Source organism: Paucibacter aquatile, assembly GCF_002885975.1.
In the GTDB taxonomy this organism is placed as follows: Bacteria; Pseudomonadota; Gammaproteobacteria; order Burkholderiales; family Burkholderiaceae_C; genus Paucibacter_A; species Paucibacter_A aquatilis.
This window is the reverse complement of record NZ_POSP01000001.1, coordinates 366,058-389,586: the sequence shown is the minus strand read 5'-3', so window position 1 is coordinate 389,586 and position 23,529 is coordinate 366,058. Positions and strand designations below refer to the sequence as shown.

22 protein-coding genes are annotated in these 23,529 nt (G+C 65.1%); 19 read left to right on the top strand and 3 right to left on the bottom strand.

The annotated features are described in order from the left end of the window. The first annotated feature begins 208 nt into the window (after nucleotides 1-208). The 7 genes from C1O66_RS01765 to C1O66_RS01735 all read left to right on the top strand — a co-directional run bounded on the left by C1O66_RS01765 (nucleotide 209) and on the right by C1O66_RS01735 (nucleotide 6,550). Nucleotides 209-1,819, top strand: a complete 1,611-nt coding sequence (locus C1O66_RS01765; RefSeq protein WP_102766274.1) for a M28 family peptidase — start codon at nucleotides 209-211, stop codon at nucleotides 1,817-1,819. Between the two features lie 6 nt (nucleotides 1,820-1,825). Then, nucleotides 1,826-2,143 (top strand): hypothetical protein, encoded by a 318-nt coding sequence (locus tag C1O66_RS01760; RefSeq protein ID WP_102766273.1) that lies wholly within the window; start codon nucleotides 1,826-1,828, stop codon nucleotides 2,141-2,143. Between the two features lie 42 nt (nucleotides 2,144-2,185). After that, the gene (locus C1O66_RS01755; RefSeq protein WP_102766272.1) at nucleotides 2,186-2,824 is read left to right on the top strand and encodes a lysophospholipid acyltransferase family protein; all 639 of its coding nucleotides are present in this window, start codon (nucleotides 2,186-2,188) and stop codon (nucleotides 2,822-2,824) included. Then, nucleotides 2,824-3,885 (top strand): phosphatidate cytidylyltransferase, encoded by a 1,062-nt coding sequence (locus C1O66_RS01750; protein WP_102766271.1) that lies wholly within the window; start codon nucleotides 2,824-2,826, stop codon nucleotides 3,883-3,885. Before C1O66_RS01755 ends, C1O66_RS01750 begins: the two co-directional genes overlap by 1 nt. After that, nucleotides 3,885-4,322 (top strand): GFA family protein, encoded by a 438-nt coding sequence (locus C1O66_RS01745; protein WP_207795879.1) that lies wholly within the window; start codon nucleotides 3,885-3,887, stop codon nucleotides 4,320-4,322. Before C1O66_RS01750 ends, C1O66_RS01745 begins: the two co-directional genes overlap by 1 nt. Before the next feature lie 63 nt (nucleotides 4,323-4,385). After that, on the top strand, nucleotides 4,386-5,063 hold the full coding sequence (locus C1O66_RS01740; RefSeq protein WP_102766270.1) for a response regulator: 678 nt from the start codon (nucleotides 4,386-4,388) through the stop codon (nucleotides 5,061-5,063). Beyond that, nucleotides 5,060-6,550 carry a sensor histidine kinase gene (locus tag C1O66_RS01735; protein WP_102766269.1) on the top strand — a complete coding sequence of 497 codons (1,491 nt, stop codon included), beginning with the start codon at nucleotides 5,060-5,062 and terminating at the stop codon, nucleotides 6,548-6,550. Before C1O66_RS01740 ends, C1O66_RS01735 begins: the two co-directional genes overlap by 4 nt. Here C1O66_RS01735 and C1O66_RS01730 read toward each other — a convergent pair. Further along, a complete protein-coding gene (locus tag C1O66_RS01730; protein ID WP_165794419.1) occupies nucleotides 6,525-7,775 on the bottom strand; it encodes an alpha/beta hydrolase family protein in 1,251 nt (416 codons plus the stop codon). The genes C1O66_RS01735 and C1O66_RS01730 overlap by 26 nt on opposite strands. 262 nt (nucleotides 7,776-8,037) lie before the next feature. Between C1O66_RS01730 and C1O66_RS01725 the strand changes: the two genes are divergently transcribed. The 3 genes from C1O66_RS01725 to C1O66_RS01715 all read left to right on the top strand — a co-directional run bounded on the left by C1O66_RS01725 (nucleotide 8,038) and on the right by C1O66_RS01715 (nucleotide 9,718). After that, nucleotides 8,038-8,427 carry a hypothetical protein gene (locus C1O66_RS01725; RefSeq protein ID WP_102766267.1) on the top strand — a complete coding sequence of 130 codons (390 nt, stop codon included), beginning with the start codon at nucleotides 8,038-8,040 and terminating at the stop codon, nucleotides 8,425-8,427. A 24-nt stretch (nucleotides 8,428-8,451) separates the two neighbouring features. Continuing rightward, nucleotides 8,452-9,000, top strand: a complete 549-nt coding sequence (gene ruvC / locus C1O66_RS01720; protein ID WP_102766266.1) for a crossover junction endodeoxyribonuclease RuvC — start codon at nucleotides 8,452-8,454, stop codon at nucleotides 8,998-9,000. A 103-nt stretch (nucleotides 9,001-9,103) separates the two neighbouring features. Further along, a complete protein-coding gene (locus C1O66_RS01715; RefSeq protein ID WP_102766265.1) occupies nucleotides 9,104-9,718 on the top strand; it encodes a LysE family translocator in 615 nt (204 codons plus the stop codon). Here C1O66_RS01715 and C1O66_RS01710 read toward each other — a convergent pair. Both C1O66_RS01710 and C1O66_RS01705 read right to left on the bottom strand, forming a co-directional pair. After that, complete coding sequence (locus C1O66_RS01710) at nucleotides 9,708-10,220, bottom strand: PEP-CTERM sorting domain-containing protein (protein WP_102766264.1); 513 nt, start codon at nucleotides 10,218-10,220, stop codon at nucleotides 9,708-9,710. The two genes, C1O66_RS01715 and C1O66_RS01710, sit on opposite strands and share 11 nt — an antisense overlap. A 63-nt stretch (nucleotides 10,221-10,283) precedes the next feature. Beyond that, nucleotides 10,284-13,322, bottom strand: a complete 3,039-nt coding sequence (locus C1O66_RS01705; RefSeq protein WP_102766263.1) for an ExeM/NucH family extracellular endonuclease — start codon at nucleotides 13,320-13,322, stop codon at nucleotides 10,284-10,286. Nucleotides 13,323-13,665: 343 nt separating this feature from the next. Here C1O66_RS01705 and C1O66_RS01700 point away from each other — a divergent pair, with 343 nt between their 5' ends. From C1O66_RS01700 to C1O66_RS01665, 9 genes are all read left to right on the top strand, one after another. Next, complete coding sequence (locus C1O66_RS01700) at nucleotides 13,666-15,453, top strand: ABC transporter ATP-binding protein (protein WP_102766262.1); 1,788 nt, start codon at nucleotides 13,666-13,668, stop codon at nucleotides 15,451-15,453. A 100-nt stretch (nucleotides 15,454-15,553) separates the two neighbouring features. Further along, nucleotides 15,554-17,272, top strand: coding sequence for an ABC transporter ATP-binding protein (locus tag C1O66_RS01695; RefSeq protein ID WP_243392689.1), 1,719 nt, complete (start codon nucleotides 15,554-15,556; stop codon nucleotides 17,270-17,272). 334 nt (nucleotides 17,273-17,606) lie between these two features. Then, complete coding sequence (locus tag C1O66_RS01690) at nucleotides 17,607-17,897, top strand: hypothetical protein (protein ID WP_207795878.1); 291 nt, start codon at nucleotides 17,607-17,609, stop codon at nucleotides 17,895-17,897. Between the two features lie 162 nt (nucleotides 17,898-18,059). Beyond that, nucleotides 18,060-18,416: a hypothetical protein gene (locus C1O66_RS23505; protein ID WP_133155065.1), complete on the top strand. Its 357-nt coding sequence runs from the start codon at nucleotides 18,060-18,062 to the stop codon at nucleotides 18,414-18,416. Nucleotides 18,417-19,209: 793 nt separating this feature from the next. Continuing rightward, a complete protein-coding gene (locus tag C1O66_RS01680) occupies nucleotides 19,210-19,737 on the top strand; it encodes a hypothetical protein (protein ID WP_102766258.1) in 528 nt (175 codons plus the stop codon). A 1,430-nt stretch (nucleotides 19,738-21,167) separates the two neighbouring features. Beyond that, nucleotides 21,168-21,524, top strand: a complete 357-nt coding sequence (locus C1O66_RS24695; protein ID WP_102766257.1) for a CPCC family cysteine-rich protein — start codon at nucleotides 21,168-21,170, stop codon at nucleotides 21,522-21,524. A gap of 94 nt (nucleotides 21,525-21,618) precedes the next feature. Next, nucleotides 21,619-21,999 (top strand): hypothetical protein, encoded by a 381-nt coding sequence (locus C1O66_RS23500; RefSeq protein ID WP_133155064.1) that lies wholly within the window; start codon nucleotides 21,619-21,621, stop codon nucleotides 21,997-21,999. 124 nt (nucleotides 22,000-22,123) lie between these two features. Continuing rightward, nucleotides 22,124-22,522, top strand: coding sequence for a hypothetical protein (locus tag C1O66_RS01670; protein ID WP_102766256.1), 399 nt, complete (start codon nucleotides 22,124-22,126; stop codon nucleotides 22,520-22,522). A 78-nt stretch (nucleotides 22,523-22,600) separates the two neighbouring features. Beyond that, nucleotides 22,601-23,083, top strand: coding sequence for a hypothetical protein (locus C1O66_RS01665; RefSeq protein WP_133155063.1), 483 nt, complete (start codon nucleotides 22,601-22,603; stop codon nucleotides 23,081-23,083). Nucleotides 23,084-23,529: the final 446 nt, after the last annotated feature.

The following is a 23,529-nucleotide window of genomic DNA, read 5'->3' as shown; positions in this document are numbered from 1 at the left end:
ACGACCCACCGCGAGCTGCCAGCTGCAAAGTCACAGCCCAAGCACGCGCCGAGTGCGGACACCCTGGACGCCGCCAGGGGATAACCCGAGAGAGGTGCTTGGGGCCCAGCGGCTCTAATGCCGACTTGTACTCCCTAGCGACAATCCTGCACGGACCATGCCTTTCCTGTTTCGATCCCTACCCCTGGCTCTCACTCTGGCTACCTGCATGGGTTGGGGCTGGATGCCCACCCAGGCTCAAGCCCAGGCCGCAACGCTGAAGCCGCACGCCCAAGGGCCCGAGGTGGACGAAGCTCCGCTGCGCGCCCACCTGGCCCTGCTGTCCTCCGACCTGTTCGAAGGCCGCGGCACCGGCCAGCGCGGCGGCGATCTGACCGTGGCGTATCTGGAGACACAGGCGAAAGTGCTGGGTCTGCAACCGGCCGCGCCCGGCGGCAGCTACCGCCAGGCCGTGCGCCTGCTGGGCACGCGCACGCTGCAGGCGCAAAGCCAGCTGCAGATCGAAGGCGGCAAAACGGCAGCGCCGGTGCTGAAATTCGGCGCCGACTGGGTTTACGGCAGTGGCAATGGGCAGGCACTCAATGCTTTGGCCGACGAGCTGGTCTTCGCCGGCTACGGCATCCACGCGCCTGAAGAACGCTGGGACGATTTCAAGGGCCAGGACCTGCGCGGCAAAGTGCTGATCGTGCTGGCCAACGACCCCTACCCCACCGAGGCCGAGCCCGGCCGCTTCGCCGGCAAGGCGATGACGATTTACGGCCGCCGCGGCTACAAATACGAAGAAGCCCTGCGCCGCGGCGCCAAGGGCGTGCTGGTGCTGCACACCGAGGCCTCGACCCTGAGCAGCTGGAGCGTGGTCAGCCAGGGCGCTTTCAGCGAGCAGTTCCAGCTCGACGGCGCCAGCCCGGGCCTGCCGCTGCAGGGCTGGATCAGCGCACCGGCCGCCGAACAGCTGTTCCAGGCCGCCGGCCTGGACCTGGATGCGCTGCGCGCCCAGGCCGAAACCCGCGAGTTCAAGCCCGTGCCCCTGGGCCTGCGCCTGAAGGGCGAACTGCATGCCGCCGTGCGGCGCCTGGAGCAGTTCAATGTGGCGGGCCTGGTGCCGGGCAGCGACCCCAAGCTCAAGGACGAGCTCGTCATCTACACCGCCCACTGGGACCACCTCGGCAAGATCCGCGGCAGCGACGGCCAGGAGCAGATCTTCAACGGCGCGGTGGACAACGCCTCGGGCACCGCCGCCCTGCTGGCCATGGCGCAGGCCGCCGTGCGCCAGCCGGCACGGCGCAGCCAGATGTTCCTCTGGGTGGCCGCCGAAGAACAGGGACTGCTGGGCAGCGCCTGGTACACCCAAGCGCCGCTCTGGCCTCTGGCCCGCACGGCCGCCAGCCTCAATCTCGACACCCTCAACTTCGTCGGCCGCACGCGCGACATCGGCGCCCACGGCGCCGAGCGCAGCGATCTGGGCGCGATGGCGGCGCAGGTGGCCAGCCAGATGGGCCTGAGCATTGCGCCGCCGCGCGTCGATGTCGGCGGCTATTACTTCCGCAGCGACCACTTCAGCTTCGCCAAGGCCGGCGTGCCGGCCTTCTCGGTCAGCAGTGGCGGCCAGTACCTTGATGAATCACCGGCCGTGGCCGAGAAACGCCGCGCCTACGGCAAGCGCTACCACCAGCCCAGCGACCAGTACGACCCGAGCTGGGACCTCGCCGGCATGCGCGAGCAGGCACAGTACACCCTCAAGCTGGGCCGCGCTGTGGCCGACGCCGAGGCCATGCCGGCCTGGCGCGCGGGCGACCCGTTTGCTGCGGTGAAGCGCTGACACACCGTGGAACCGCCCGAGCGCCTGAGCCTCACACAGGGCCTGCTGCTGGCCCTGTTCGCGATGCTCAGCCTGCTGATGTTGTGCGCTGCGCTGTTTGCCTGGCGACTGCGCTGTGAGGGCTTTGGCTGCATGGGCGTCGGCATCGTCTGGATGGCCTGGGCGGTGTTGGCGGCGGTCTGCCTGCTTCTGGGCCTCAGCCTGCAATCCTTGCTGAAAGCGCGTTTGGCTACGGGCGCGCAACGCCTGCTGCGCCTGACACTCTGGGCAGAGGGCGGGCTGACGCTGGGCCTGCTGATCTACTGGATGCTGCGCGGCCACTGAAGCGTCATCCAGGCGAGGCCGGCCAGCGGCTACCATCTCGGGATGTCTCTTGCTTCCACGGCCGGTCTGGCCCTGTCTTCGCTGGCGCGCCTGATCACCGGCGCCCAGGGCCACTGGAAAGGCTGCCCGCCCATGGCGGAGCAGCGTATCTACTTCGCCAACCACCAAAGCCATTTCGATTGGGTGCTGATCTGGGCCGCGCTGCCGCGCGAGCTGCGCGCCCAAACCCGCCCGATTGCCGCTCGCGACTACTGGACCAGCAGCCCGCTCAAGGGCTGGCTGACCCGCGCGGTGTTCAACGCCATCTACGTCTCGCGCACCCGCAGCTCGCCCGATGAAGACCCGCTGGAGCCCCTGGTCGAGGCGCTGCGCAACGGCGATTCCCTGGTGATCTTTCCCGAGGGCACGCGCTCCAACAAGGGCGAGCCCCAGGCCTTCAAGGCCGGGCTCTACCACTTGGCCGAACAGTTCCCGGAGGTTCGCCTGATCCCGACCTGGATCGACAACGTCCAGCGCGTCATGCCCAAGGGCGAGGTGGTGCCGGTGCCGATTCTCTGCACCGTCACTTTCGGCGCGCCGATCCAGCTGCAGGCCGAGGAAGACAAGCGCGCCTTTCTGGACCGCGCACGCGCGGCCGTGCTGGCCTGCCGGCCGGGTTGCGGCGAAGGCGGGAGCGCATGATGAACCCGATCCAATGGCTCAAATCGCTGGACAGCAGCGGCCAGGTGGCCCTGCTCTTCGTGATCCTGTTCGGGGCCCTGATGCTGCTCAGCCTGGCCAGCTTTGTGATGCAGCTGCGCGCCCGCCACCGCGGCCTCAGCCAGGACGATGACCGCCCGGGCGAGGCGGACAGCCACCTCGACTCCACTCTCTGGGGCGGCGCGCCGCTGACCCTGGCGCCGCGCCGGCGCGGCCTGCGCCATGAGCTCGGTTTCCTCTGGGGCGGTGCCTGCGTGTTCTGGGCGGCCTGGATCTCGGGGCCGGTGGGCGCCACCCTGCTGTTCGGCGTGCTCTCGTTTCTAGCCCTGCGCGAGTTCATCACCCTGATGCACACCCGGCGCGCCGACCACCGCGGCCTGATCCTGGCCTTTTTCATCATCCTGCCCCTGCAGTACACGCTGACGGGGCTGCGCCAGTTCGATCTGTTCTCGGTGCTGATTCCGGTTTACGCCTTTCTGGCCATCCCGGTGGTCAGCGCCCTGGCCGACGACCCGGCGCGCTTCCTGGAACGTAACGCCAAGATCCAGTGGGGCATCATGGTCTGCGTCTACGGCCTGTCGCATGCGCCGGCCCTGCTGTTGCTGGACTTTCCCGGCTACCGGGGCCGCGGCGCCTTTTTGCTGTTCTTCCTGGTGATGGTGGTCAGCTGCGGCCAGCTGGCCCAGCTGGTGGCCAGCCGGCGCCTGCGCCGCCGCCCGGTGGCGCGGCGCATCAGCCGCAGCTTCTCGATGCGCGCCTGGTGGATCGGCACCCTGACCGCCGCCTTCGTCGGCGCCCTGCTCTACTGGGCCACGCCTTTCAAGGTGGGCCAGGCCCTGGTCATGGCCTTCATCGCCGCCGGGGCTGGCAGCTTTGGCACCCTGGTCATGAAAGCGCTGAAGCGCGACGCCGGCGTGCGCTACTGGGGCAACCGCAGCTCCATCACCGGCGCGGTGGGCCTGCTCGACCGCATCGCCGTGCTCTGTTTCGCCGCGCCCGTGTTCTTCCACTCTGTGCGCTGGTATTTCAAGCTCGCACTGTGATGATCCAGCCCGAGCCGCCCTCGCCCATGCCGCCCTACCTCGCCAGCTGCCTGTGCGGCGCCGTCGCGCTGGAGATCCACGGCGGCATCGACGCCATCATCCATTGCCACTGCTCGCGCTGCCGCAAGTCCAGCGGCACCGCCTACGCCACCAACGGCTTTATCGGCCGCAGCGGCCTGCGCATCACCCACGGTGAAGCCCAGGTGCGCAGCTACGAAGTCAAGCCCGGGCGGCTGCGCCACTTTTGCGGCGTCTGCGCCTCGCCGCTGTTCAGCAGCAACCGGGACGATCCGGAGCGGCTGCGCCTGCGACTGGGCATCCTGGATTCCGACATCCTTGAGCGCCCCCTCTCGCACAACTTCGTCAGCTCGCGGGCCTGCTGGGACGATCTGGACGCAGCGCTGCCGCGTTACGACGGCAGCGAGCCCGGGCGCTGAGGCCGCCGGGCACTCGGGCCGCGGCTTCATCGTTTCTTCAGATCGCTCTGCTGCAATCGGTTCATGAATGTCCTGCTGATTGAAGACGACCTGGACCTGGGCGATGGCATACGTCTGGCCTGCGAAGCCGAAGGGCATCGGGTGTGCTGGGTGCGGCGCCTGGCCGATGCAAAGGGCCAGATCTTGGCCCACAGGCCAGATCTGCTGCTGCTCGACCTGGGTCTGCCCGATGGCGATGGCCACAGCCTGCTGGCTTGGCTGCGCACACACGAGGCGATGCCGCCCGTCTTGATCATCAGCGCCCGCGACGCCTTGGATGAACGCCTTCGCGGCCTGGACGGCGGCGCCGATGATTTCTTGCTCAAGCCATTTGCCTTGAAAGAGCTCTTGTCGCGCCTGCGCGCGCTGGCCCGGCGCAGCTATGGCCTGCAGGAAGGAGCGCTGAGCCTCGGAGGCCTGCAGATTCACCAGGCCTCGCTGCGCGTCAACCTGGACGGCCAGCCCTTGGAGCTCTCGCCCAGCGAGTACCGGCTTCTGGAGCTTCTGGTCAAGCGCGCCGACCGGGTCTTGACGCGGCGCTTTCTGGAAGAGCATGCCCTGGGCTGCAGCCAGGCGGAGAGCAATGTGCTGGATGTGCACATCTCCAGCCTGCGCCGCAAACTGGGCGAGGGCTATATCCGCACGGTGCGCGGTGTGGGCTATGTGATCGAGCGGCCCGTCAAGCCTGCAGCGCCCGCATGAGGGGCCGTTTGCGCCGCGCCGCTGCCCAGCTGTGGCGATACATCTCCGAGCCATCCATGCTGCGCGGCCTGGTGCTGGCCCAGGCTTTCCTGGTGTGTGGCCTCTGGGCCCTGCTGTTGCTGATTGGCTTGCGCTCCGATGTGTCTGAAGCCTCCGCGCTCAAGCTGGTCCCGGCGGCAGAGGCCATTCTCAGCAGCGCCCAGCATCTGGCCGACCGCCCCGAAGCCCTTCGGCAGGTCTTGGACAAGGTGGACCAATGGAACCGCGCCGAGCAGGGCGAAGACGACCCCTTGCGCCGCATCAGCCTGCTGGCCTGGCGCGACCAGCAGCTGTTGTACGCCACGCCCGGCTTGCCGGCGCGCTTCCACGGCCCTTTCCCTCCGGGCCTGCAACACGTGGACGACGGCAAGCTGGGTTGGCAAGTGCTGACCGTGCAGACCCCAGCCTCGGCTGCGAGTGCGGCAGCAGACTCAGACCTGCGAGTGTCGTTCTTGATCCCCCGGCACCTGAGCATGGTGCTGCTCAGCGATGAGGGCCTGGCCTTGCTGCTGCTGCCGCTGGGCTTCAGCCTGCCATTGCTGATCGTCCCGAGCTGGCTGTCGGTGCGCTGGGCTTTGCGGCCCTGGCGGCGGCTCAGCGACGCCGTGGCCCGCCGCGACGCCAATGACCTCAGGCCCATCCAGCTTGATGCGCGCGAACAAGAGTTGCGCCCGCTGCTGCAGGCCATCAACCGCTTGCTGGAAGAACTGCGCGAGGCGCGTGCGCGCGAGCGCCGCTTTGTGGCCGATGCCGCGCACGAGCTGCGCACGCCCTTGGCAGCGCTGCGCTTGTACGCCGACTCTCTGGCGGCCTTGGCGCGAGACCCGAGGCAGCAGCCCCTGTGGCAGGGCATGCAGCGCAGCAGCGAACGCGCCATCCACCTGGTCAATCAATTGCTGAGCTTGCTGCGCAGCGACATCCAGGGTCCCCAGGCCGAGTGGCGAACGCTCGACCTCGCGCAACTCTTGCCCGAAGTGATGGCCGAGGTCGAGCAGCAAGCCCGGCAGCGCCATATCAGCCTGAGTTGTGAGACCGGCAGCGAGCCCATGTATCTGGTGGCCCATGCCGATGGACTGCATTCGCTGTTCAGCAATCTGCTGGAGAACGCGGTGAAGTACAGCCCCGAACACAGCAGCGTGCAGGTGCGCCTCTGGGTTCAGGACGAGATGCTGTGCGCCAGCATCAGCGACCAGGGCCCCGGCATCCCTGAAGCCTGGCGCAGCGCCGTGCTGGAACGCTTCACCCGCCTGCCGGGCGAGAGCCAAGCCGGCAGTGGTCTGGGCCTGGCCATCGTCCAGAGCGTGCTGCATTCGCATGGCGGGCAGATGCAGCTGGACGACGCCCCGGGCGGCGGCTTGCGCGTCAGCTTGCGCCTGCCGCGCCAGGCCGCCCAGCTCGATGGCGAAGGCAGGGGCCACGCGCTCAGGGATTCAGGCGCTCGCGAATGAAGGCGATGGCCTCGGGCATATGGCTTTGGGTGATGCTGCCGTGGTTGCCGTCGGGCACCTCGACATAGCGCACCGAGCTGCCCAAACGCTGCATCTCGGCCACCAGCGCACGCGCCGCCTGGATCGGCGTCTGCTCATCCAGCACGCCTTGCACGATCAGAACCGGGCTCTGCAGCTTGACTTGCGCCGGGCGGTTCTTGCTGAGGGTCTGGCGCAGCGCCTCGCTCAGAAAGGCACTGCGCTTGAGGCTGGGGTAGGTCGACAGGGCTTGGCCGCTGCTCAGGTGTCGCATCATGTCCTGGTCCAGGGCCGGCTCAAAGCGCTGACAGTCGGAATCATCGGCAGCCAGCTTCGCAATCGGCAAGAAACTGGCTTCCACCAACTGTTCCAGCGTCAGACTGGGGTCTTGGGCCAGCAGACCGAGCGACAGCACGGTGCCATTGGCAGCCAGTTGAAACACGGTGCCGGCCAGAACCTCGGCCAGTTCCGGCGAAGGCTGGGCAGCCATGGCGCGCTCCAGATCATCAATCCGCTGAAACAGCTCGACCGCCATGCGTGCGGGGTCGGAGGCCGGCGCCAGCGCCACGGTGGCGCGCAGCGGAAAGGCAGCATCCATGCGCGCCGCCATCTCAGCGCCGGCCAGGGCTGCATAGCCGCCTTGTGAGTGACCCATCAGCGCCCACGACTTGCTCAGGCGCAGACCGGGCAACTGGTGCACAGCCTCGACTGCGGCCGTGATCGACTGGCCCAGGCTGCCGACATGCAAATAGGGGTGCGCACCCGGCCCACCCAGACCTTCGTAATCCGGAGCCAAGACCGCGAAACCTGCATCGAGCAGGGCCTGGATCTCTTGCTTCTCGTTGTGCGCGTCGGCATTGCGGCTGGGTGCGCAGGCATCGGCCACACCGACCGTCCCATGGGCCCAGACCACCAGCGGTACATCGCCCGAAGCCGGCTGGGCGCGCGGAACAAACAACAAGGCCTCGGTCTCGGTCTGCCCACCGTGCAATGCCGGCATGCGGTAGCGCAGCAACTGCGTTTGCTGCACACCGCTGAAACTCTGAGCCTGTGCATAGGCCGAATGGCTCAGCAAGGCCCGGGGCTTGTCTGCGGATTTAGGGGGCTCGTCACTGCCGCCACCGCAGGCACAGAGCAGCGCCGTCGCGGTGACCAGCAAGGTGCGGGTGAGCAAGGGAGAAGAAGACTTCGAAGCAAGGCGTGACATGAAATGCGTCCAATCCAGCATGAGTGCGTGTTCCAAGCGAACACAGCGCCATGCTGCAAGCCCAGGCTGAAGGCGTTCTGAGCCTCAGCTGAAGGCGCGATGAAGATGGCTGGCGACAGCCCGCATTCATCGATCCAAGGCTCGCACCGTTGCCGGGCCGATCGAGGCGGGCCCCGTGGCACTCACCGATAGACTGCAGGGGCCTTCCAGGCCTGGGCCCATGTGCAGGCCTCAGCCCAAGAATCTCTCCGCAAGCTCGCCCATGACCCTCATCCCTCTCAGCGCCCTGACCTTTGCCTTGCTGTGCCTGGGGGTGTGCATCTTCCAGCTGGCCTTGATCCTGGGGGCCCCGTGGGGAGAATTCACCCTGGGAGGCAAGTGGCGAGGCGTCCTCCCTCCTCGCACCCGTTGGATCCCCCTGCTCTCCGTGCTCATCATGGTGGGCATGGCCGCCATCGTTCTGGCCACCAGCGGGCTGGCATGGCATGCGTTCCAAGTGCAGGCGCAATCGCTGATCTGGTGGGTGGTGGGCTACTGTGCCCTGGGCTGCGTGGCCAACGCCATCACCCCCAGTCGGCGCGAACGCAGGATCTGGCTGCCTGTGGTTCTGCTCATGCTGGCCAGCAGCCTGTGCGTCGCGCTCGGGCCCTGAGGCGCAAGCTGCGACACTTGCGGCATGAGAATTCTTGGCATTGACCCCGGCTTGCAGACCACCGGTTTCGGCATCATCGATGCAGATGGCCCGCGGCTGAGCTATATCGCCAGCGGCACCATCAAGACCAGCGCCGTGGCGGCCGGTGATCTGCCGGCACGGCTGAAGATCATCTTTGACGGCGTGCGCGAGGTCTGCGCCCGCTACCAGCCGCAGTGCGCGGCGGTGGAGATCGTGTTCGTCAACGTCAACCCGCAGTCCACCCTGCTGCTGGGCCAGGCGCGCGGCGCGGCCATCACCGGCCTGGTGGCGGGCGATCTGCCGGTGGCCGAGTACACCGCCCTGCAGATGAAGAAAGCCATCGTCGGCAACGGTCACGCCAAAAAGGAACAGGTGCAGCACATGGTGCAGCGCCTGCTCAACCTGCCCGGCGAGCCGGGCAAAGACGCAGCCGACGCCCTAGGCTTGGCCATCATGCATGCCCACGCCAGCGTCAGCTTCGCGGCCATGAGCCGCAGCACGACCTTGCAGCGGCGGCAGCACGCGCAGTTCAAGGGGAGCAGGACGTACTGATTGGAGCCTGGGGTGAACGAGTGAACAGGTGAACGGGTGAAGTAGCGGGCGCCCACCTGTTCACCTAACATCACCTCTCCGCCCCCACCGAGAGCCACCAACCATGTTCGGCATCGCAGACTACGGCGCTTTTGTCGCCGCCATCCTGGTGTTTCTGTTGGTCCCCGGTCCGGGCAATCTGGCCCTGATCACCTCGACCAGCAAGGGCGGCTTGCGCGGCGGCATTGCGGCGTCCGCCGGCATCGTCGCCGGGGACCAGGTGCTGCTGTGGCTGGCGGTGGCCGGTGTGGCGGCCTTGCTGGCAGCCTACCCGACGGCCTTTGCCGCGGTGCAATGGCTGGGCGCCGGCTATCTGGCCTGGCTGGGCCTGAAGATGCTACGCGCCAAGCCGGGCGCGGCACCGATTCTGAACATCCGGCCGCGCCAGTATTTCCAGCAGGCGTTTTTCATCACCCTGCTCAATCCCAAGGCCATCGTCTTCTACATGGCCTTCTTCCCGCTGTTCGTGGACCCGGCGCAGAAGCCGGGCCTGCATACCTTCGCGGCCATGGCCGCCACCATCGCCGTGCTCGGCTTCAGCTACGGCGTGGTGGCCAGCCTGCTGACCCAGCACCTGGCGGCACGCATGCGCGCCAACCCCGGCATCGCCCGCTGGCTGGAAAAGCTGGCGGGGCTGATGCTGCTGGGCTTCGGGCTGCGATTGGCACTCAGCCGCTGAAACCCACGCGGCGGCGGCGGCTCAGGCCCGCCACCACGGCCAGACCGGCCAAGCCCAGGGCCCAACTGGCCGGCTCGGGCACGGCGCTGACGGTCAAGTCACCCAGGCTGTCCTGACCGTTGGCGCTGTAGGTGAAGCCGCTGCTGCCGAAAAAGGACTGCAGCTGCAGCGTGGCGCCCGGCGTGGCAAAGCCGCTGAAGCCGGCATTTGGGCCCAGCAGCTGGCCGCCCTCGAACTGAGCGTAGGGATCGATGGCCTGAGCCAGTTGGAAGGTCTGGCCCAGGAAGCTGAGGCTCAGGCTGCTCAGGGCCACGGTGCCGTCCGGGCCTGCCAGGGCGGCGGCCGCATCGTCAAAGCTGAACTGGCCGCTGAGCTGCTGGCCCAGCTGCGGGCCGAAGCTGACCGTGCCACTGAAGTTGAAGGTGGCGGCTTGGGCGGCCAAAGCGCCGGTGAACAAGGCCAGGGCGGCGCCGCCGCGGGTCAGGGTGTGCAAGAACTTCATGGTCTGGAATTCCCAGTAAAAGTGAACCGATGTGCGAGGGCGGCAAGCCCTCGCACCTGGGCATCAATAACGGTAGTTGACGGGGCTCAGCTGATCGCAGCGCAGGCCTTTGAGCTGCACCAGCGGGCGGCTCTTCTGGAAGCCCGAGCTGCCCTTGGCATCGATGCCGACCACGGCGTTGGCGCCGCTGTTGGTGCAGACGATATGGCCTTGGGCGAAGGGGTCGGCGAGGTTCAGGCCCAGGCTTTGCAGCAGGGCGCGCACATCGAGCAGGTCGTCGGCGGGGTTGAAATCGGTGATCACATCGCCCGCGTCGGACATGCTGGTGTAGACGAACTGATCGCGCCCGGCAGCGCCGGTCAGGGTGTCGGCACCGGGGCCGCCCTCGATGAGGTCGTCACCGGACGTGCCCACCAGGGTGTCGCGGCCGGCCGTGCCCTTGATGGCCTTGTACAGGTTCAGGCCCAGCAACAGCGGGTCATGGTCGCTGGAGCGGAAGGGGTCGGCGCTGTAGTAGCCGGCCGGGTTGAACTCGGTGTTGTAGTCGATGACGGTGGGCTCGTCGGCATTGATGTGCCAGGAGTTGGCGCCAGTGATCTTGGGCACGATGGAGGCCGTGCCAAAACCATGGTCCAGCCGACCGGCAAAGCCATCGAAGACATAGGAGTAGTGCTCGGGGTCGATGCGGCCGATCAGGTCGACGATGCTGCCGCCTGCAGTCAGAGTCTCGATCGGATCCTCCTTCGCGTAGGCGTTGAAGTCACCGAGCAGGATCACGTCCTGCGTGCCGGCCGCAGCCTGTACCTGGCTGACGAAGACCTTGAGACGCTGCGCCTGCTGCTGGCGGGTGGCGTTGTAGCAGCCTTGCAGATCGCCCTGGTCGGCGTCCGCGCCCGAGGCACCGCTGCAGCTCTTGGACTTCAGGTGGTTGACCAGCACCGCAAAACGTTCGCCATTGGCGGCGCGGAAGCCTTGCGCCAGGGTCGGGCGATTGTTGATGGGGTCAGTGTCAGATAAGGGCGCACCCACTGGGCTCAGCTTGGCCGGCTTGTAAATCATGGCCACGCGGATGGCGTCGTCGCCGGTGTCCGAGGGCAAGGCCACCGAGGCATAGGTGCCGGCCCCCATCGCCTCGTTCAGGCTGTTCACCAGATGTTGAACAGCCACCTGGCCGTTGTTCTGGATCTCCATCAGGCCCACCACATCGGCGTTCATGCGGCTCAGCGAGGCCACGATCTTGGCCTTCTGGCGGTTGAACTCATCGAGGTTGTTGGCGCCGCGGCAGTTGGCGGCCGAGCTGGTACCGCCGAGGCTGCAGCCCTGGCCGGTCTGGCCCGACGCCGTCTGGCCATTGACGAAGGTGGTGAAGAAGTTCAGCACATTGGCGCTGGCGATGCGCACATTGCCGCCCACGGCCGGCGCAGTCTGCGGGCGCGGATTGCTGCGCTGGAACTGCGACGTGCCCACCGGCTGCAGGCGGTACATCGAGGCACCGGTGGCATTGCTGGTGGCGGGGCCGAAGTCGATCACGCCGGTCAGCGACTCGATCGTGTCACCGGCGCGCACCGTGTTGTCCTGGCCCATGAAGGGCACGGGGTTGGGGTTCTGCGCCAGGCTGTTGTCGTCCAGGATGATGGCGCGTGCCAGATTGGCCTGCGCCAGGGCGTTGGCATCCGGGCCGGGGCGCAGGATGTTGGTCGGGTTCAGCAGGCGGCCGCCGGCGGCCAGGGTCAGCTGGCCGTAGCGGCCCAGGAAGTAGTTCTGCTGCACGGTGATGGGGCCGCTCAGGGTGACCAGCATGCCCTCGTAGGCCTCCAATGCACCAGAGGCCAAGCGGCTCAAGTCGACGGCCGTCGGTTCGATCTGGTGGCCGCTGCTCAGCACCGTCAGGCCGCTGATGTTCTTCAGCTGGGTGATGGTGCCCTGGCCGGCAGTGAACTCGGTGACCACACCGCTGAGCTGCAGCTTCTGGCCCACGGCCACGGTGGGTGCGGTGCTGGTGAAGACGAAGATGCCATCCGAGGTGGCGGGGTTGCCGTCGCCCAGCGGGTCTTGCAGGTAGAAGCCGGTGGGGCTCAGGTAGGTGACCACGCCGCTGGTGCTGACGCTCTGGTTCAGCAGCGGGCTGCTGGCGCCGCTGCCCTGGATGCTGTAGATGGGCGTGAGGCCGGCCACATTGACCTTGAAGCTGCAGACCGCCGTCTGCGCTTCGTTGTTGGCCCATTGCAGATTGAGGCTGTAGCTGCCGCCGCCGACCGAGGCGTCCACCTCAATCTCGGCCGTGGCCACGCCGCCATCGGCCTGGGCCGGGGTGAAGGCGCCCAGGGTGATGCCGGCGGGCCAGTTGCCGGAGATGGCGCGGGCGTTGACGATGCTGTCGGCGTCGCTGGCCGTCACGCTGAAGCGGCTGGTCTGGCCGGCCGTGACCGAGCTGTCGGGGCAGACCGGCACGATGGGCTGGTCACCCGGCACCGTGCCGCCGCAGACGTTCGCCGGCGTGGCCGAGTTGCGCAGCAGCGGGCTGCCGATGTCGAAATCCTGGCTGTTGTTGTTGTCGTCCTTGCAGCCAGCATTCTTGCGCTGGGCCGAGCTGGTGTTCGAGAGCACCGGCGTGGGCGCCGTCTCGAAGCCGTTGGCGCCGCCATACCCGACCAGGTCGATGTAGCTGGCCGCAGCTGGGTTGGCCCCGCTCAAGGCCGTGGTGCTGGCCACCAGGGCAATCTTGCCGGCGCTGGCGCTGAGGTTCAGCGTGCCGGTGCCGTCCTGTGTGGTGATGTCGGCACCGAGGCTGCCGCCCGAGCCTTGGCGGATCAGCAGGTAGCGCCCCGGCTGCAGCACCGTGTTGCTCAGATTGCTCAGGGCCGAGACGTTCCAGTTGCCGGTGCCGGTGGCGCTGGCGTACTGCAGCGAGTAGCCGGCCAGGTTGACCGGCTGGCTGCCGGCGTTGAAGAGCTCGACATAGTCGTGCTTGAAGCTCGGGCTGCCTGTGGTGGCACCACCACCGCCGTAGACCTGGCTGATGACCAGGCCATTGCTCGACGCCAGGGCCAGCGGGGCGGCGAACGCAGTGGCCAGGAGGCCGACGAGGGTGTTCAGTTTCATGAGGACTCCGACATGAACAGAAATGGAGGGACAGGAAGGTGGTGGGGGGGGAAACCGCAGCTCCGCCCCCTGGCCGAGCTGCAAACAAACGTTTGCCAGAGCAGTTTTTGAGGATTTCAAGCTCGGCGCAATAGATGCTAGTGCGGATAGATGACAACTTGAGACACCCGAAACACGGGGGGCTGAGACCTGGACACGCTGCTGACAAGCCCAAGCAGGTACGCCTCCTAGAATCCCGCCCAGCCCTGCCAGCCGCGCCCGGCATGTCGACCCGCTGGAATGTGGGCCGCATCGACCGGCCGCAGCCCCGCCTTGCCCCTATCTGCTGCTCGCTCTCGACCCCATGACCCTGACCCAGATGCTCGCCGGCTTTGTGCGCCGGCATTGGCCGGCCTATGCCGGCTCGGCCCTGATGCTGGCGGGCATTGCCCTGCTGATCGTCTGGATCCCGCGCCAGGTGGGCCAGGTGGTGGACGGCCTGGTGGCCGGCCGATTGCAAGGCATGGCCCTGCTGCGCGAGCTGGGTTTGCTGGTCGGGGCCGGTGTGTCCATTTACCTGCTGCGCGTGGGCTGGCGACTGGCCTTGTTCGCCGCCGCCTACCGCCTGGGCCAGCAGCTGCGCACCCGGCTCTATGCCCGGCTGAGCCTGCAAGGCCCGGCCTATTTCCAGGCCAAGCGCACCGGCGACCTGATGGCCCTGGCCACCAACGACATCGACGCCGTCGAGATGGCGGCCGGTGAAGCCCTGCTCGCTGCCTTTGACGGCAGCCTGACCTTGCTGCTGGTGCTCTTGATGATGACGGTGGGGGTGGACTGGCGCCTGGGTCTGGCAACGCTCATTCCCTTCCCCTTCATGGCCTTCGCCTTCTGGCGCATCTCCAACCATGTGCACCAGGCCTGGCAGAGCTCGCTGGCCCAGTTCTCGGGCCTGAACCAGCATGTGCAAGAAGGCCTGAGCGGCGTGCGCACCCTGCGCGCCCTGGGCCTGCTGCCGCGCAACACCCGCCAGTTCAGCGAGCTGGCCGCTGGAGCCGGCGAGGCCAGCTTCCAGGCCCAGCGCTGGGAGGCGGCATTCGAGCCCGCCGTGGGCATGACCCTGAGCGCGGCCATGGCCATCGCCCTGGGCCTGGGCGGCTGGCTGGTGGCGCGCCAGGAGCTGAGCATCGGCCAGCTGACCTCCTTCACCATGTACCTGGGCCAGCTGATCTGGCCCATGTTCGCCGCCGGCTGGGTGCTGTCCCTGCTGGAGCGCGGCCGCGCCGCCTGGGACCGCCTGGGCCCGGTGCTGGAAGCGCCGCTGAGCTTGCAGGACGAAGGCCAGGCCGAGCTGCCGCGGGCCGCCACCCTGCGTTTCGAGGGCGTCAGCTTCAGCTACCCCGAGGCCGAGAAAGCCGCGCTGCAAGATATCGCGCTGGAGCTGCCGCCCGGCCAGACCCTGGGCCTGGTGGGCCCGACCGGATCGGGCAAATCCACCCTGCTGCGCCTGCTGCTGCGCCAGTTCGAGCCCAGCCAAGGCCAGATCACCTTCGGGGGCCAGGTCTTGCCTGCGCTGCGCCTGGCCGCGCTGCGGCGCGCCCTGGCCTGGGTGCCGCAAGAACCGTTTCTGTTCTCGGCCCGCATTGCCGAGAACATCGCCCTGGCCCGGCCCGAGGCCAGCCCTGCCGAGATCGAAGAAGCCGCCCGCCTGGCCGCCGTGCACGAGGACATCCAGCGCCTGCCGCAGGGCTATGCCACGGAAATCGGCGAGCGCGGCGTGACGCTCTCGGGCGGCCAACGCCAGCGGGTGGCGATCGCCCGGGCGCTGCTCCATCTCGGTGTTCCAAGCGCCGGGCCAGCACATTCAGGCGGCATGGGGATGCTGCTCCTCGATGACGCGCTCTCGGCCGTGGACACCGGCACCGAAACACAGATCCTCGACCACCTGCGCACCCAGCGCCGCCAGCGCCCCGAGCACAGCGCCATCATCGTCAGCCACCGCCTGAGCGCGGTCATGGAGGCCGATCAGATCCTGGTGCTGCGCGGCGGCCGCATCACCGAGCGAGGCAGCCACGCCGAGCTGCTCGCCCTGGGTGGCTGGTATGCCACCCAGTGGCGCTATCAACAACTGGAGGCCAGCCTTGACGCACTCTGACACCGCCGCGGCAGGCAGCGACAGCAAGAACGAAAACAACAACGGCAGTACCGCCGAGGCCAGCAAGCCCGAGTCCCCTTGGGCCGCCGTCGGCTTGCTGATGGAAGCCGCCCAACCCGAGCGGCCCCAACTCTGGCGCGGCCTGGCCTGGCTGATCACGGCCGCCGGCCTGGAGGCGCTGGGGCCCATCCTCGGCAAGCATTACATCGACGCCTATCTGCTACCCGGCCGCTTCGACGGGATGGACGTACAGGCCATGGCCAGCCTGCTGGCCGCCCTGCTGCTGACCGGCTGGGCGGCCAGCTGGATCCGCTTCGCCCAGCTCAGCCGCATGGCCGGTGTGGCGCGGCGCTCGGTGCAGCGCCTGCGCGAGCGGGTGTACAACCATGTGCTGGCCCTGCCCATGGCCTTTTTCGACCGCGCCATCACCGGCCAATTGGTCAGCCGCGTCACCAACGACAGCGAGGCGGTCAACACCCTGTACCGCCAGGTCTTGTACGTGATGCTCGACTCCAGCATCGTCGTGCTGGGCTCGCTGATCGCCATGGCGTGGTTGGATTGGCGGCTGATGCTGATCGTGGCCATGCTGGTGCCGGCCATGCTGATCATCATCAGCATCTACCGCCGCCTCAGCGCGCCGGCCGTGGCGCGTGCGCGCGAGCTGCGTAGCGACATCAACGCCCAGATGGCCGAGAGCATGGCCGGCATGGCCATGCTGCAGTCGGCCGGCGCCGCGCCGCGCTTCAGCGCCCGCTTTGAGGCCACCAATTCCCAGCACCGGAGCGCGCGCGTGCGCGAGCTCAGCGCCAATGCCTGGCTGCTGCGCCCGGCCCTCGATTTGCTCAATGTGCTGCTGCTGGTGACCGTCATCTACGGCTTCGGCCAGCGCGATCTGAGCGGCTTGGAAGTGGGCTTGCTCTACGCTTTCCTGAGCTACATCGCCCGCGTGGTCGAGCCGCTGAGCCAGATCACCCTGCAGTTCAGCCAACTGCAGCAATCGATGATTGCCGCCGCGCGCGTGCGCAGCCTCTTGCAGGAAACCGCGCCGGTCAGCAGCGCACAGACGGACGGCCGGCGCATCGAAGCCGGCGAGATCCGCATCGAACACCTCGCGTTCAGCTACCAGCCCGGCCGCCCGGTGCTTGAGCGCCTGAACCTGCACTTCGAGCCCGGCAGCTTTGTCGGCATCGTCGGCCACACGGGCAGCGGCAAGTCCACCCTGCTATCCCTGCTGCTGCGCTTTTACGCACCCCAGCAAGGCCGCATCACGATCGACGGCCAGGCTCTGGACAGCGTGCCCGACGAGGCTTTCCGCAGCGCTGTGGGCCTGGTGCCGCAAGAGCCCTATCTGATGGCCGCCAGCGCACGCGAGAACATCACCATGGGCCGCCCCGACATCAGCGAAGCCCAGATGCGCGAGGCCGCCCGCGCCGCACGCATCGACGACTTCCTGTCCGCCCTGCCCCAGGGGTATGACACCTTGCTCGGTGAAGGCGGCACGCGCGTCTCCACCGGCCAAAAGCAGCTGATCGCCATGGCCCGAGCCCTGGCCGGCGCCCCCAAGATCCTGTTCCTCGACGAAGCCACCTCCAATATCGACAGCGCCACCGAACAAATCGTCGGCGAGGCCCTGACGGCGCTGCGCGGCCGCGTCACCGTCGTGGCGATTGCCCACCGCCTCTCCACCATTCGCGACGCCGACCAGATCGTCGTGCTCAACCACGGCCACCTGGTCGAACGCGGCAGCCATGGCGAGCTGATGGCGATCGAGGGCGGGCTGTATCAGAGGCTGGTGCAGTTGCAGGATCTGAGTGAGTGAGTGAGTGAGTGAGGTAGCGCGTAAGTGAACGGGTGAACGGGTGAATGCGCGGACGAGTGATTGGCCCTGGAATAACGCTACGATCTGATGGCAACATCGCGACTGACAACTCTCCTGCAAACGCTGCGCGAACCGCCCAGGCTGTTTGTAACAAGCGCGGCTTTTGTCGTGAAGATTAATGCTGGATGAAATGCAGAAAATTCGCAGGAAAATTCAATCCCGACAGACACTTGCCTGGCCGTGCGCGCATCCGGTTATTGCGACACCAGCCGTGATATGCGGCGTTTGCCAGCGATATAAAACAAGTTAGAGCTCTTCCGATATGTGGCAGCCCGTGACCGTCACCGAACTCGAAGCAATAGTCGACGAGCAGTTGTCGGCTTGCTCGTCTGAACAGCGAGCAGCGTTCGCTGCTCATCGAGTGCCATTTCACGCGGTACCCATTCATCGGCTTGCCACCACCGAGCATGTTCTTGTCGTTGCAAAGTTCGCAGGTCGCGTGCTGTACTTTGAAGACGTCGAGGATGGATTCGCGATATCTGAATTGGGCGTGGATGGAGCTATTCCAGAACAGGACTGCAACCAGTACGAGCTGTGTCATGTGCTTTCACAAATCGAGCTCTAACCCTGCGCTCGAGCCGACTCGCAACGGCTGGTCACTTCAGGCCCGCCATTTCATTCTGGGCCTTCCGCGCCCAGCCGCTGCTCGCGGCTCAGCTTGAACGTTAAGCCGCAAAGTCCAAGGCTCCGGCTTTGGGATGCGCTGTTCAATTCAAACAAAGTGTCGATGAGCTTCTTTTCAAAATTGATTGGTCGTGCCTCCGCGAAGCAGGTGCCGGAGCAAGCCGTTCTTATCTACTTGGATGCACAGGGTTTGCCTGATGAGGTCTACGCCGAATGCGACCTGCTGACGCTTGAAGAGAAGCTGGAGGCTGCGCTCGAATTTGGAAACCTTGGCACCGTCGATGGCAATGAGATTGGCCCCAGCGAGGTCACGGTCTTCTTGTACGGCGCCGATGCAGAAGCCATCGCGCGTGAAATAGCGCCCGTCCTTCGTGAGTACCCTCTTTGCAAAGGTGCAAGGGTCGTCGTTCGGCGTGGTGCTCCCGGCGCGGAGCAGCGGGAGTTTCAAGTTGCGGCCTAACCGGTCGCTCGATCCGACCCGCAACGGCATGCCGCTGCAGGCCGTCATTTCATTCTCGGCCTTCCGCGTCCTGCCGCCGCGGTCGGCTCAGCTCGAACGCTATGCAGCAGGCTAAGCAAATCTCGAAGATCCGTTTTCGGTTGCGCGTTCGCGGCGATCAGGCGGAGCAAAGGGTTGCGTCTTTCTCGTATTCGGGCTGGGCGCAGGCAGACCCAGCTTTCGGTCGCCGTGATCTTGTCGGTTCAAACCACGCTGGGCGTTCGCTTTCCTCGGTTCTCCGCCTGCCGCATGGCACCGAGGCAGCCTGTCGCCTCAGCCGACTGCCGCGTGGGTACAGCTTCGGTATGCTGTCGGCCACTTCCACCGCAGTGCCTCCGAAGGTGGCTCTGCATAGCCGGTCGTTGCAGCGGACCGCCTGCGGCGTCCGCTGACCTTTACGTTATGCAGCAAGCTAAGCAACGCTTGAAGGTCCGTTTTCTGTCGGGCGCTCGCCTCTGCCACGCGGAGCAATCTGCCGTGATTTCCTCGGAGTCGGGCGGCGGCCGCTCCGGCCCAGCTTCCGACCGCCGTGATCTTGCCGGTATTAGGCAGGCTGCTCTTTCGCGTCTCGTGGTGCGCCGCCAGTCCGCAGAAGAACAGCGCGCTTGTCGCCTCAGCCGAGCGCCTCATGGGTACAGCTTCAATATGCTGTCGGCCACTTCCACCGCAGTGCCCTCGAAGTGGCTCTGCATAACCGGTCGCTCGAGCCGATCGCCTGCGGCTCCGGCTCAGCTTCAACGTTAGGCGTCATCACATGGTGCGTGCATGGCCAGCGGCTCTGCTTGTGTTTTCGGTGTTCGGACTTGCGCTGCACGCGATGAATACTCCCATCACGCTGCGGTTCGCATACGCGCCGGCAAACTATTGGTTCGTCGCCGTAGCGACCTTGGCGCTGCCGGTCAGCCTTGGATTGCTGGCGCTTCAGCTTCGTCGCAGTGCATTGCGTGTTGCGTTCATCGTGGCGTGTCTCCTTGTGGCGCTTCCTAGCATTGCTTATGCGGTGCTCGCCATTGGCTCAGCGCGCAACGGTTTGGACGGTTCGTTCCAGCTCTTGTCCGAAGCGCCTCTCAATGGTGTCACCTTCCGCTTGTACCTCTCCAACTGCGGTGCCACGTGTGCCTACGGGCTGGTGCTGCGACGCGAGCAAGATGTTGCTGCTGTGCGCCTTATCTCTGAAGTCTGGGAGGCCGATCGGGAAGAGCCTGCTAGCCTGCGAGTCTCGCCAAGTGGCACAGTCGAGGTTCATCGTGGTGAGTACGTTCTGACGAGCATCAAGCCATGACGCCTAACCCATTGCTCAACTGGACCAGCGACGGCCTGCCGCCTGCGGGCCTCATTTCATTCTGGCCCTTCGGCGTCCTGCCGTCGCGGGCCAGTTAGCTCGAACGTTAAACCGCAGACTTCGGGCCTTTAGCAAACCGACGATGAGTACCGATCGCACCAACGAGCCTCTCGACTCTAAAAAGAAACGGAGCGCTCTTCGGCTAGTCTCCAATCTGGCCTGGCTTCTCGCAACAGGTTCCATCTTGGCTCCGAACTTGCTTGATCTCTCTTCCTTAGGCAGAGGCGCCGCGAACGTCCTCTTCGGATTGGCTTTCTTCGTCTTCCTTCTATGCGCGATTGCCGGGTTCGCTCACGCAGCCAAGCATCGTCGAATTCAGAAAGACACCGCTTTGTCCAAAGATCGAACGCGCCCACGCAAAAGCGCATGAAGCGACCATCTGCCAGTCTTCGGTTTAACCCTTTGCTGCAGCGGACGGCTTCGCCGCCCGCTGAGCGCGAACGTTAGGCGTCACAAACGAACCGAGTTGCGACTCGTGAAGCACTTCAAGAAAGAAGCCATTCTGATGGCTCTCATTCCCGCAGTGATCCTTCTTCTCGCCATTGTTGGCGCGTTGGTGATTCCGAACCTACTGAACTGATTCACACAAACATGAAGCCAGTCGGAACAGCCGACCACGACACGATCTCATGAGCAAGCTACCCGTGCCAGCACACCTACTCAGCAACCTGGGACCGGAAATGAAGATGGACGTCCACTGGGTAGACGTGAAACTTAAGGACGGCCGCTGCTTGACGAATGTTGTGCTGCGAGGGGGCACTTATCTTACTGGTCGAGACCAAGATCCGAACGGCGAGGGTCCGTTACCCTTCCAGTCGTCAGACATCGTCAATATTCGCCGCCGCGCATTGTTCGGCAAGCTATGGCCAGTCTGGCCCAGGAACCGCGGTGACGCCTAACCCCTCGCTCAACCGGACCCGCTACGGCAGGCCGCCTTGGCCCGGTCGGCTGCACTCACACTATTTTCGCCAACCGGGCCAAGTCGTCCTGCCGTAGCGGTCCGGTTAGCTCAAACGTTATGCAGCAAGCTAAGAAACGCTTGAAGGGCGGTTTTCGGTCTGGCGACCGCCACGATTGCTCTGTGCATTGCGCCGTGATTTCCTCGGGGTCGGCGGCGTCCCGCACAGTGCCAGCCTCCGGCCGCCGTGATCTCGCCGGTCTTGGCCAGGCTGCTCGTACTCTCTTCTTGGTTCGCTGGCGGCCCGCAGAAGAACAACGCGCTTGCCGCCTCAGCCGAGCGCCTCATGGGTACAGCTTCGGTATGCTGTCGACCACCTCCACCGCAGTGCCTTCGACCTGGCTCTGCATAACTTGTCGCTCGAGCCGATCGCCTGCGGCTCCGGCTCAGCTTCAACGTTATAGCGCTCGCCATGAATGAAGAGTCTTTCCCTTGCCCAAGCTGCGGATTTCTCGTCTTCGGCGAGCCGCCTGGCAGCTATGAGAGTTGCGAACTGTGCGGCTGGGAAGATGATCACGTGCAACTCGCAAACCCAACAATGGGCGGCGGGGCGAACAAGCGGAGCCTGGTCCAAAGCCAGTTACTTGCTCTTCAGAGATTTCCCGTAGGCGTTTCCGTTTTCGGCAGCATTCTTCGCGCCCCAGGGTGGCGACCGTTGAGGCCCGAAGAAGTCGAGCCCGCGAGATCACCAGCGAATGGTTCCGAATACTTCGACGCCGCTGCGGGCGACGCCCCCAGCTACTACTGGACTCTCGATGCAGCGCTATAACATTTTGGTCAAGCGGACCTGCGCCAGCTATGCTGGCTGGCCCGCTTACCGCACACGTTAGAGCGCACTAGTAGTAATGGCTATCTCGAGCCGATTGAAGCTGATCTGTGGCGGGGCAATTGCCGCAATGTTGGCGTCCTGGATGCTTGCAGACCTGCGTGAAACGGATTGGAATCCGCTGGTCCGTACAAGCGAAGAACTTGAAGGTAACTGGCGCGAGGGCGATTCGATACTCTCGCTCAAATCCAATGGCGAATACGTTTGCTCAGGGAAGGAGTGCGGATCTCTTGCTGGCGCGGGCACGTGGCAAAGGTCGGGCGACTTTTATGTTGATTTCTCGAAGTCGGGCCAACTGCTCGCCAACTGGCGCTTTGTCCGCAGAAACAACGGCTTGGTTTTCGCGGAGGGGCCTGACCTCGAGAGCCTTTCCCTTAGATATGTGCACGATGCAAACAATGCTGGCACGAAAAGATAGTGGCATGCGCTCTAACTGGTCGCTCGAGTGGACCTGCGCCAGTTGGCCGCACTACGCTGCCTGTATATTTTCAGCTCCGCGCGGCCAACTGGCTCCGGCCCCTCAGCTTCAACGTTAGTTTTCAATGTTGACCCCGACTACGCTCGCACTGCTTGAAGAACTCCAGGCGCTGTCACACGCCGCGTATTCAGAGGGCGGCTTGACGTACACGTATGTTGAGGCGGCAAGCCAAGCTCACTTCCGCTTTCCCCACAGTGGCAGCCATTCGCTACGTGACGAACAACTCCGAGAGCTGGGACGTTTTCTTCAGTCGTCGCAGGGAGACTACGCCGCAGTGGCTCCGACTCCTTCGTTTGAGCGACTTGCACAGAAACTTTTGGCGCAGTTGAAGGCTGACCTCAATTTCGACGAAGCGTCTTGGTCTATGGATGACGGCGGCCACAACATGGACGGCACGTTGATGATGGCAAGAAGGTCGGACAACCGGTACTTCGCATTGGAGCTAATGTGGTCGATCGACTGAAAACTAACCTTTTGCTGCAGCGGACGGCTTCGCCGCCCGCTGAGCGCCAACGTTGGGCGTCAAGGTAGCGAAAATCCGATGCGTGCTGAAAGCGAGTTTTATGTACCTGACGATGCGATCTTGCGAGAGCTTGGTCATTTGCAAATCGTCCATAGCCACCTCGACCATATGCTCCAACTTGCGATCAAACGCATGCTGGGCATCTCGATTGATGATCCAGGCTACTGGGGCGAAACCAAGGCAATGTCGGCAGGTTTGCGTTGTCGGACTAGGGAACTGATTTCTGAGCGATACGGCGATGACGAAGATACCGCGGACATTCTTAACAAGGTGCTCGACGACGCTGAGGAAGTCACTACGCTGCGCAATCGGGCCCTACATAGCGTGTGGATGAAGGCTCCAGACAGCGAGGCTGTCCTTCACGATCGAGATAACCTTCTCAAGGTGCATGTCGCCTATCAGCTGCCTTCAGCAGAAACTTTGGCGGGTCTCAGCCAACGGATAAGCCGCATTCAAGGCGTCCTAAATAATCTCACGCGCAAACTGCTGCCGCGAACATGAGAATGACGCCCAACCCTTCGTTGCAGCGGTCCTACGCCAGCTTTGCTGGCTGGTCCGCTGAACTCAAACGTTAGGCCGCTGATGCGTTTCGCCTTGGTTCCCGTTCTAGACAAAGAAGTTCTTCCTGTCGGGTGGGAGCGCGGAGACTTGCACACAAAGAGCGACTGGCTTCGCGCAGGCCGTTGGCGCCTAGACATAGGGCTCGTTAGCGCAATGCTTGGAAGGGGCCTAGCTCCTTGCAGTGAGCCGTCCTTGCCCGCGGCGTTAGTTCTCCACCTAATCATCGTCGGCTCAACTGACTCGTCCCAACTGATGCACTTCTTTGGTGACTCACCGTCCTATGTCCGGAGTAAGCGGGAGCTTCACCTTTCTGTGTCACTAAAGTACACGGGCGTCAAGTACCTCGACGCGAGCGCTCAATGGAAGCGTCTCTGCAATGCGATATT

Bases quoted from the DNA above. Each gene is read 5' to 3' on its own strand.
- C1O66_RS01765 (WP_102766274.1), top strand. From the start codon at position 209: ATGGGTTGGGGCTGGATGCCCACCCAGGCTCAAGCCCAGGCCGCAACG.
- C1O66_RS01755 (WP_102766272.1), top strand. From the start codon at position 2,186: ATGTCTCTTGCTTCCACGGCCGGTCTGGCCCTGTCTTCGCTGGCGCGC.
- C1O66_RS01750 (WP_102766271.1), top strand. From the start codon at position 2,824: ATGAACCCGATCCAATGGCTCAAATCGCTGGACAGCAGCGGCCAGGTG.
- C1O66_RS01745 (WP_207795879.1), top strand. From the start codon at position 3,885: ATGATCCAGCCCGAGCCGCCCTCGCCCATGCCGCCCTACCTCGCCAGC.
- C1O66_RS01740 (WP_102766270.1), top strand. From the start codon at position 4,386: ATGAATGTCCTGCTGATTGAAGACGACCTGGACCTGGGCGATGGCATA.
- C1O66_RS01735 (WP_102766269.1), top strand. From the start codon at position 5,060: ATGAGGGGCCGTTTGCGCCGCGCCGCTGCCCAGCTGTGGCGATACATC.
- C1O66_RS01730 (WP_165794419.1), bottom strand. From the start codon at position 7,775: ATGTCACGCCTTGCTTCGAAGTCTTCTTCTCCCTTGCTCACCCGCACC.
- C1O66_RS01725 (WP_102766267.1), top strand. From the start codon at position 8,038: ATGACCCTCATCCCTCTCAGCGCCCTGACCTTTGCCTTGCTGTGCCTG.
- ruvC (WP_102766266.1), top strand. From the start codon at position 8,452: ATGAGAATTCTTGGCATTGACCCCGGCTTGCAGACCACCGGTTTCGGC.
- C1O66_RS01715 (WP_102766265.1), top strand. From the start codon at position 9,104: ATGTTCGGCATCGCAGACTACGGCGCTTTTGTCGCCGCCATCCTGGTG.
- C1O66_RS01710 (WP_102766264.1), bottom strand. From the start codon at position 10,220: ATGAAGTTCTTGCACACCCTGACCCGCGGCGGCGCCGCCCTGGCCTTG.
- C1O66_RS01705 (WP_102766263.1), bottom strand. From the start codon at position 13,322: ATGAAACTGAACACCCTCGTCGGCCTCCTGGCCACTGCGTTCGCCGCC.
- C1O66_RS01700 (WP_102766262.1), top strand. From the start codon at position 13,666: ATGACCCTGACCCAGATGCTCGCCGGCTTTGTGCGCCGGCATTGGCCG.
- C1O66_RS01695 (WP_243392689.1), top strand. From the start codon at position 15,554: ATGGAAGCCGCCCAACCCGAGCGGCCCCAACTCTGGCGCGGCCTGGCC.
- C1O66_RS23505 (WP_133155065.1), top strand. From the start codon at position 18,060: ATGAGCTTCTTTTCAAAATTGATTGGTCGTGCCTCCGCGAAGCAGGTG.
- C1O66_RS01680 (WP_102766258.1), top strand. From the start codon at position 19,210: ATGGTGCGTGCATGGCCAGCGGCTCTGCTTGTGTTTTCGGTGTTCGGA.
- C1O66_RS24695 (WP_102766257.1), top strand. From the start codon at position 21,168: ATGAATGAAGAGTCTTTCCCTTGCCCAAGCTGCGGATTTCTCGTCTTC.
- C1O66_RS01670 (WP_102766256.1), top strand. From the start codon at position 22,124: ATGTTGACCCCGACTACGCTCGCACTGCTTGAAGAACTCCAGGCGCTG.
- C1O66_RS01665 (WP_133155063.1), top strand. From the start codon at position 22,601: ATGCGTGCTGAAAGCGAGTTTTATGTACCTGACGATGCGATCTTGCGA.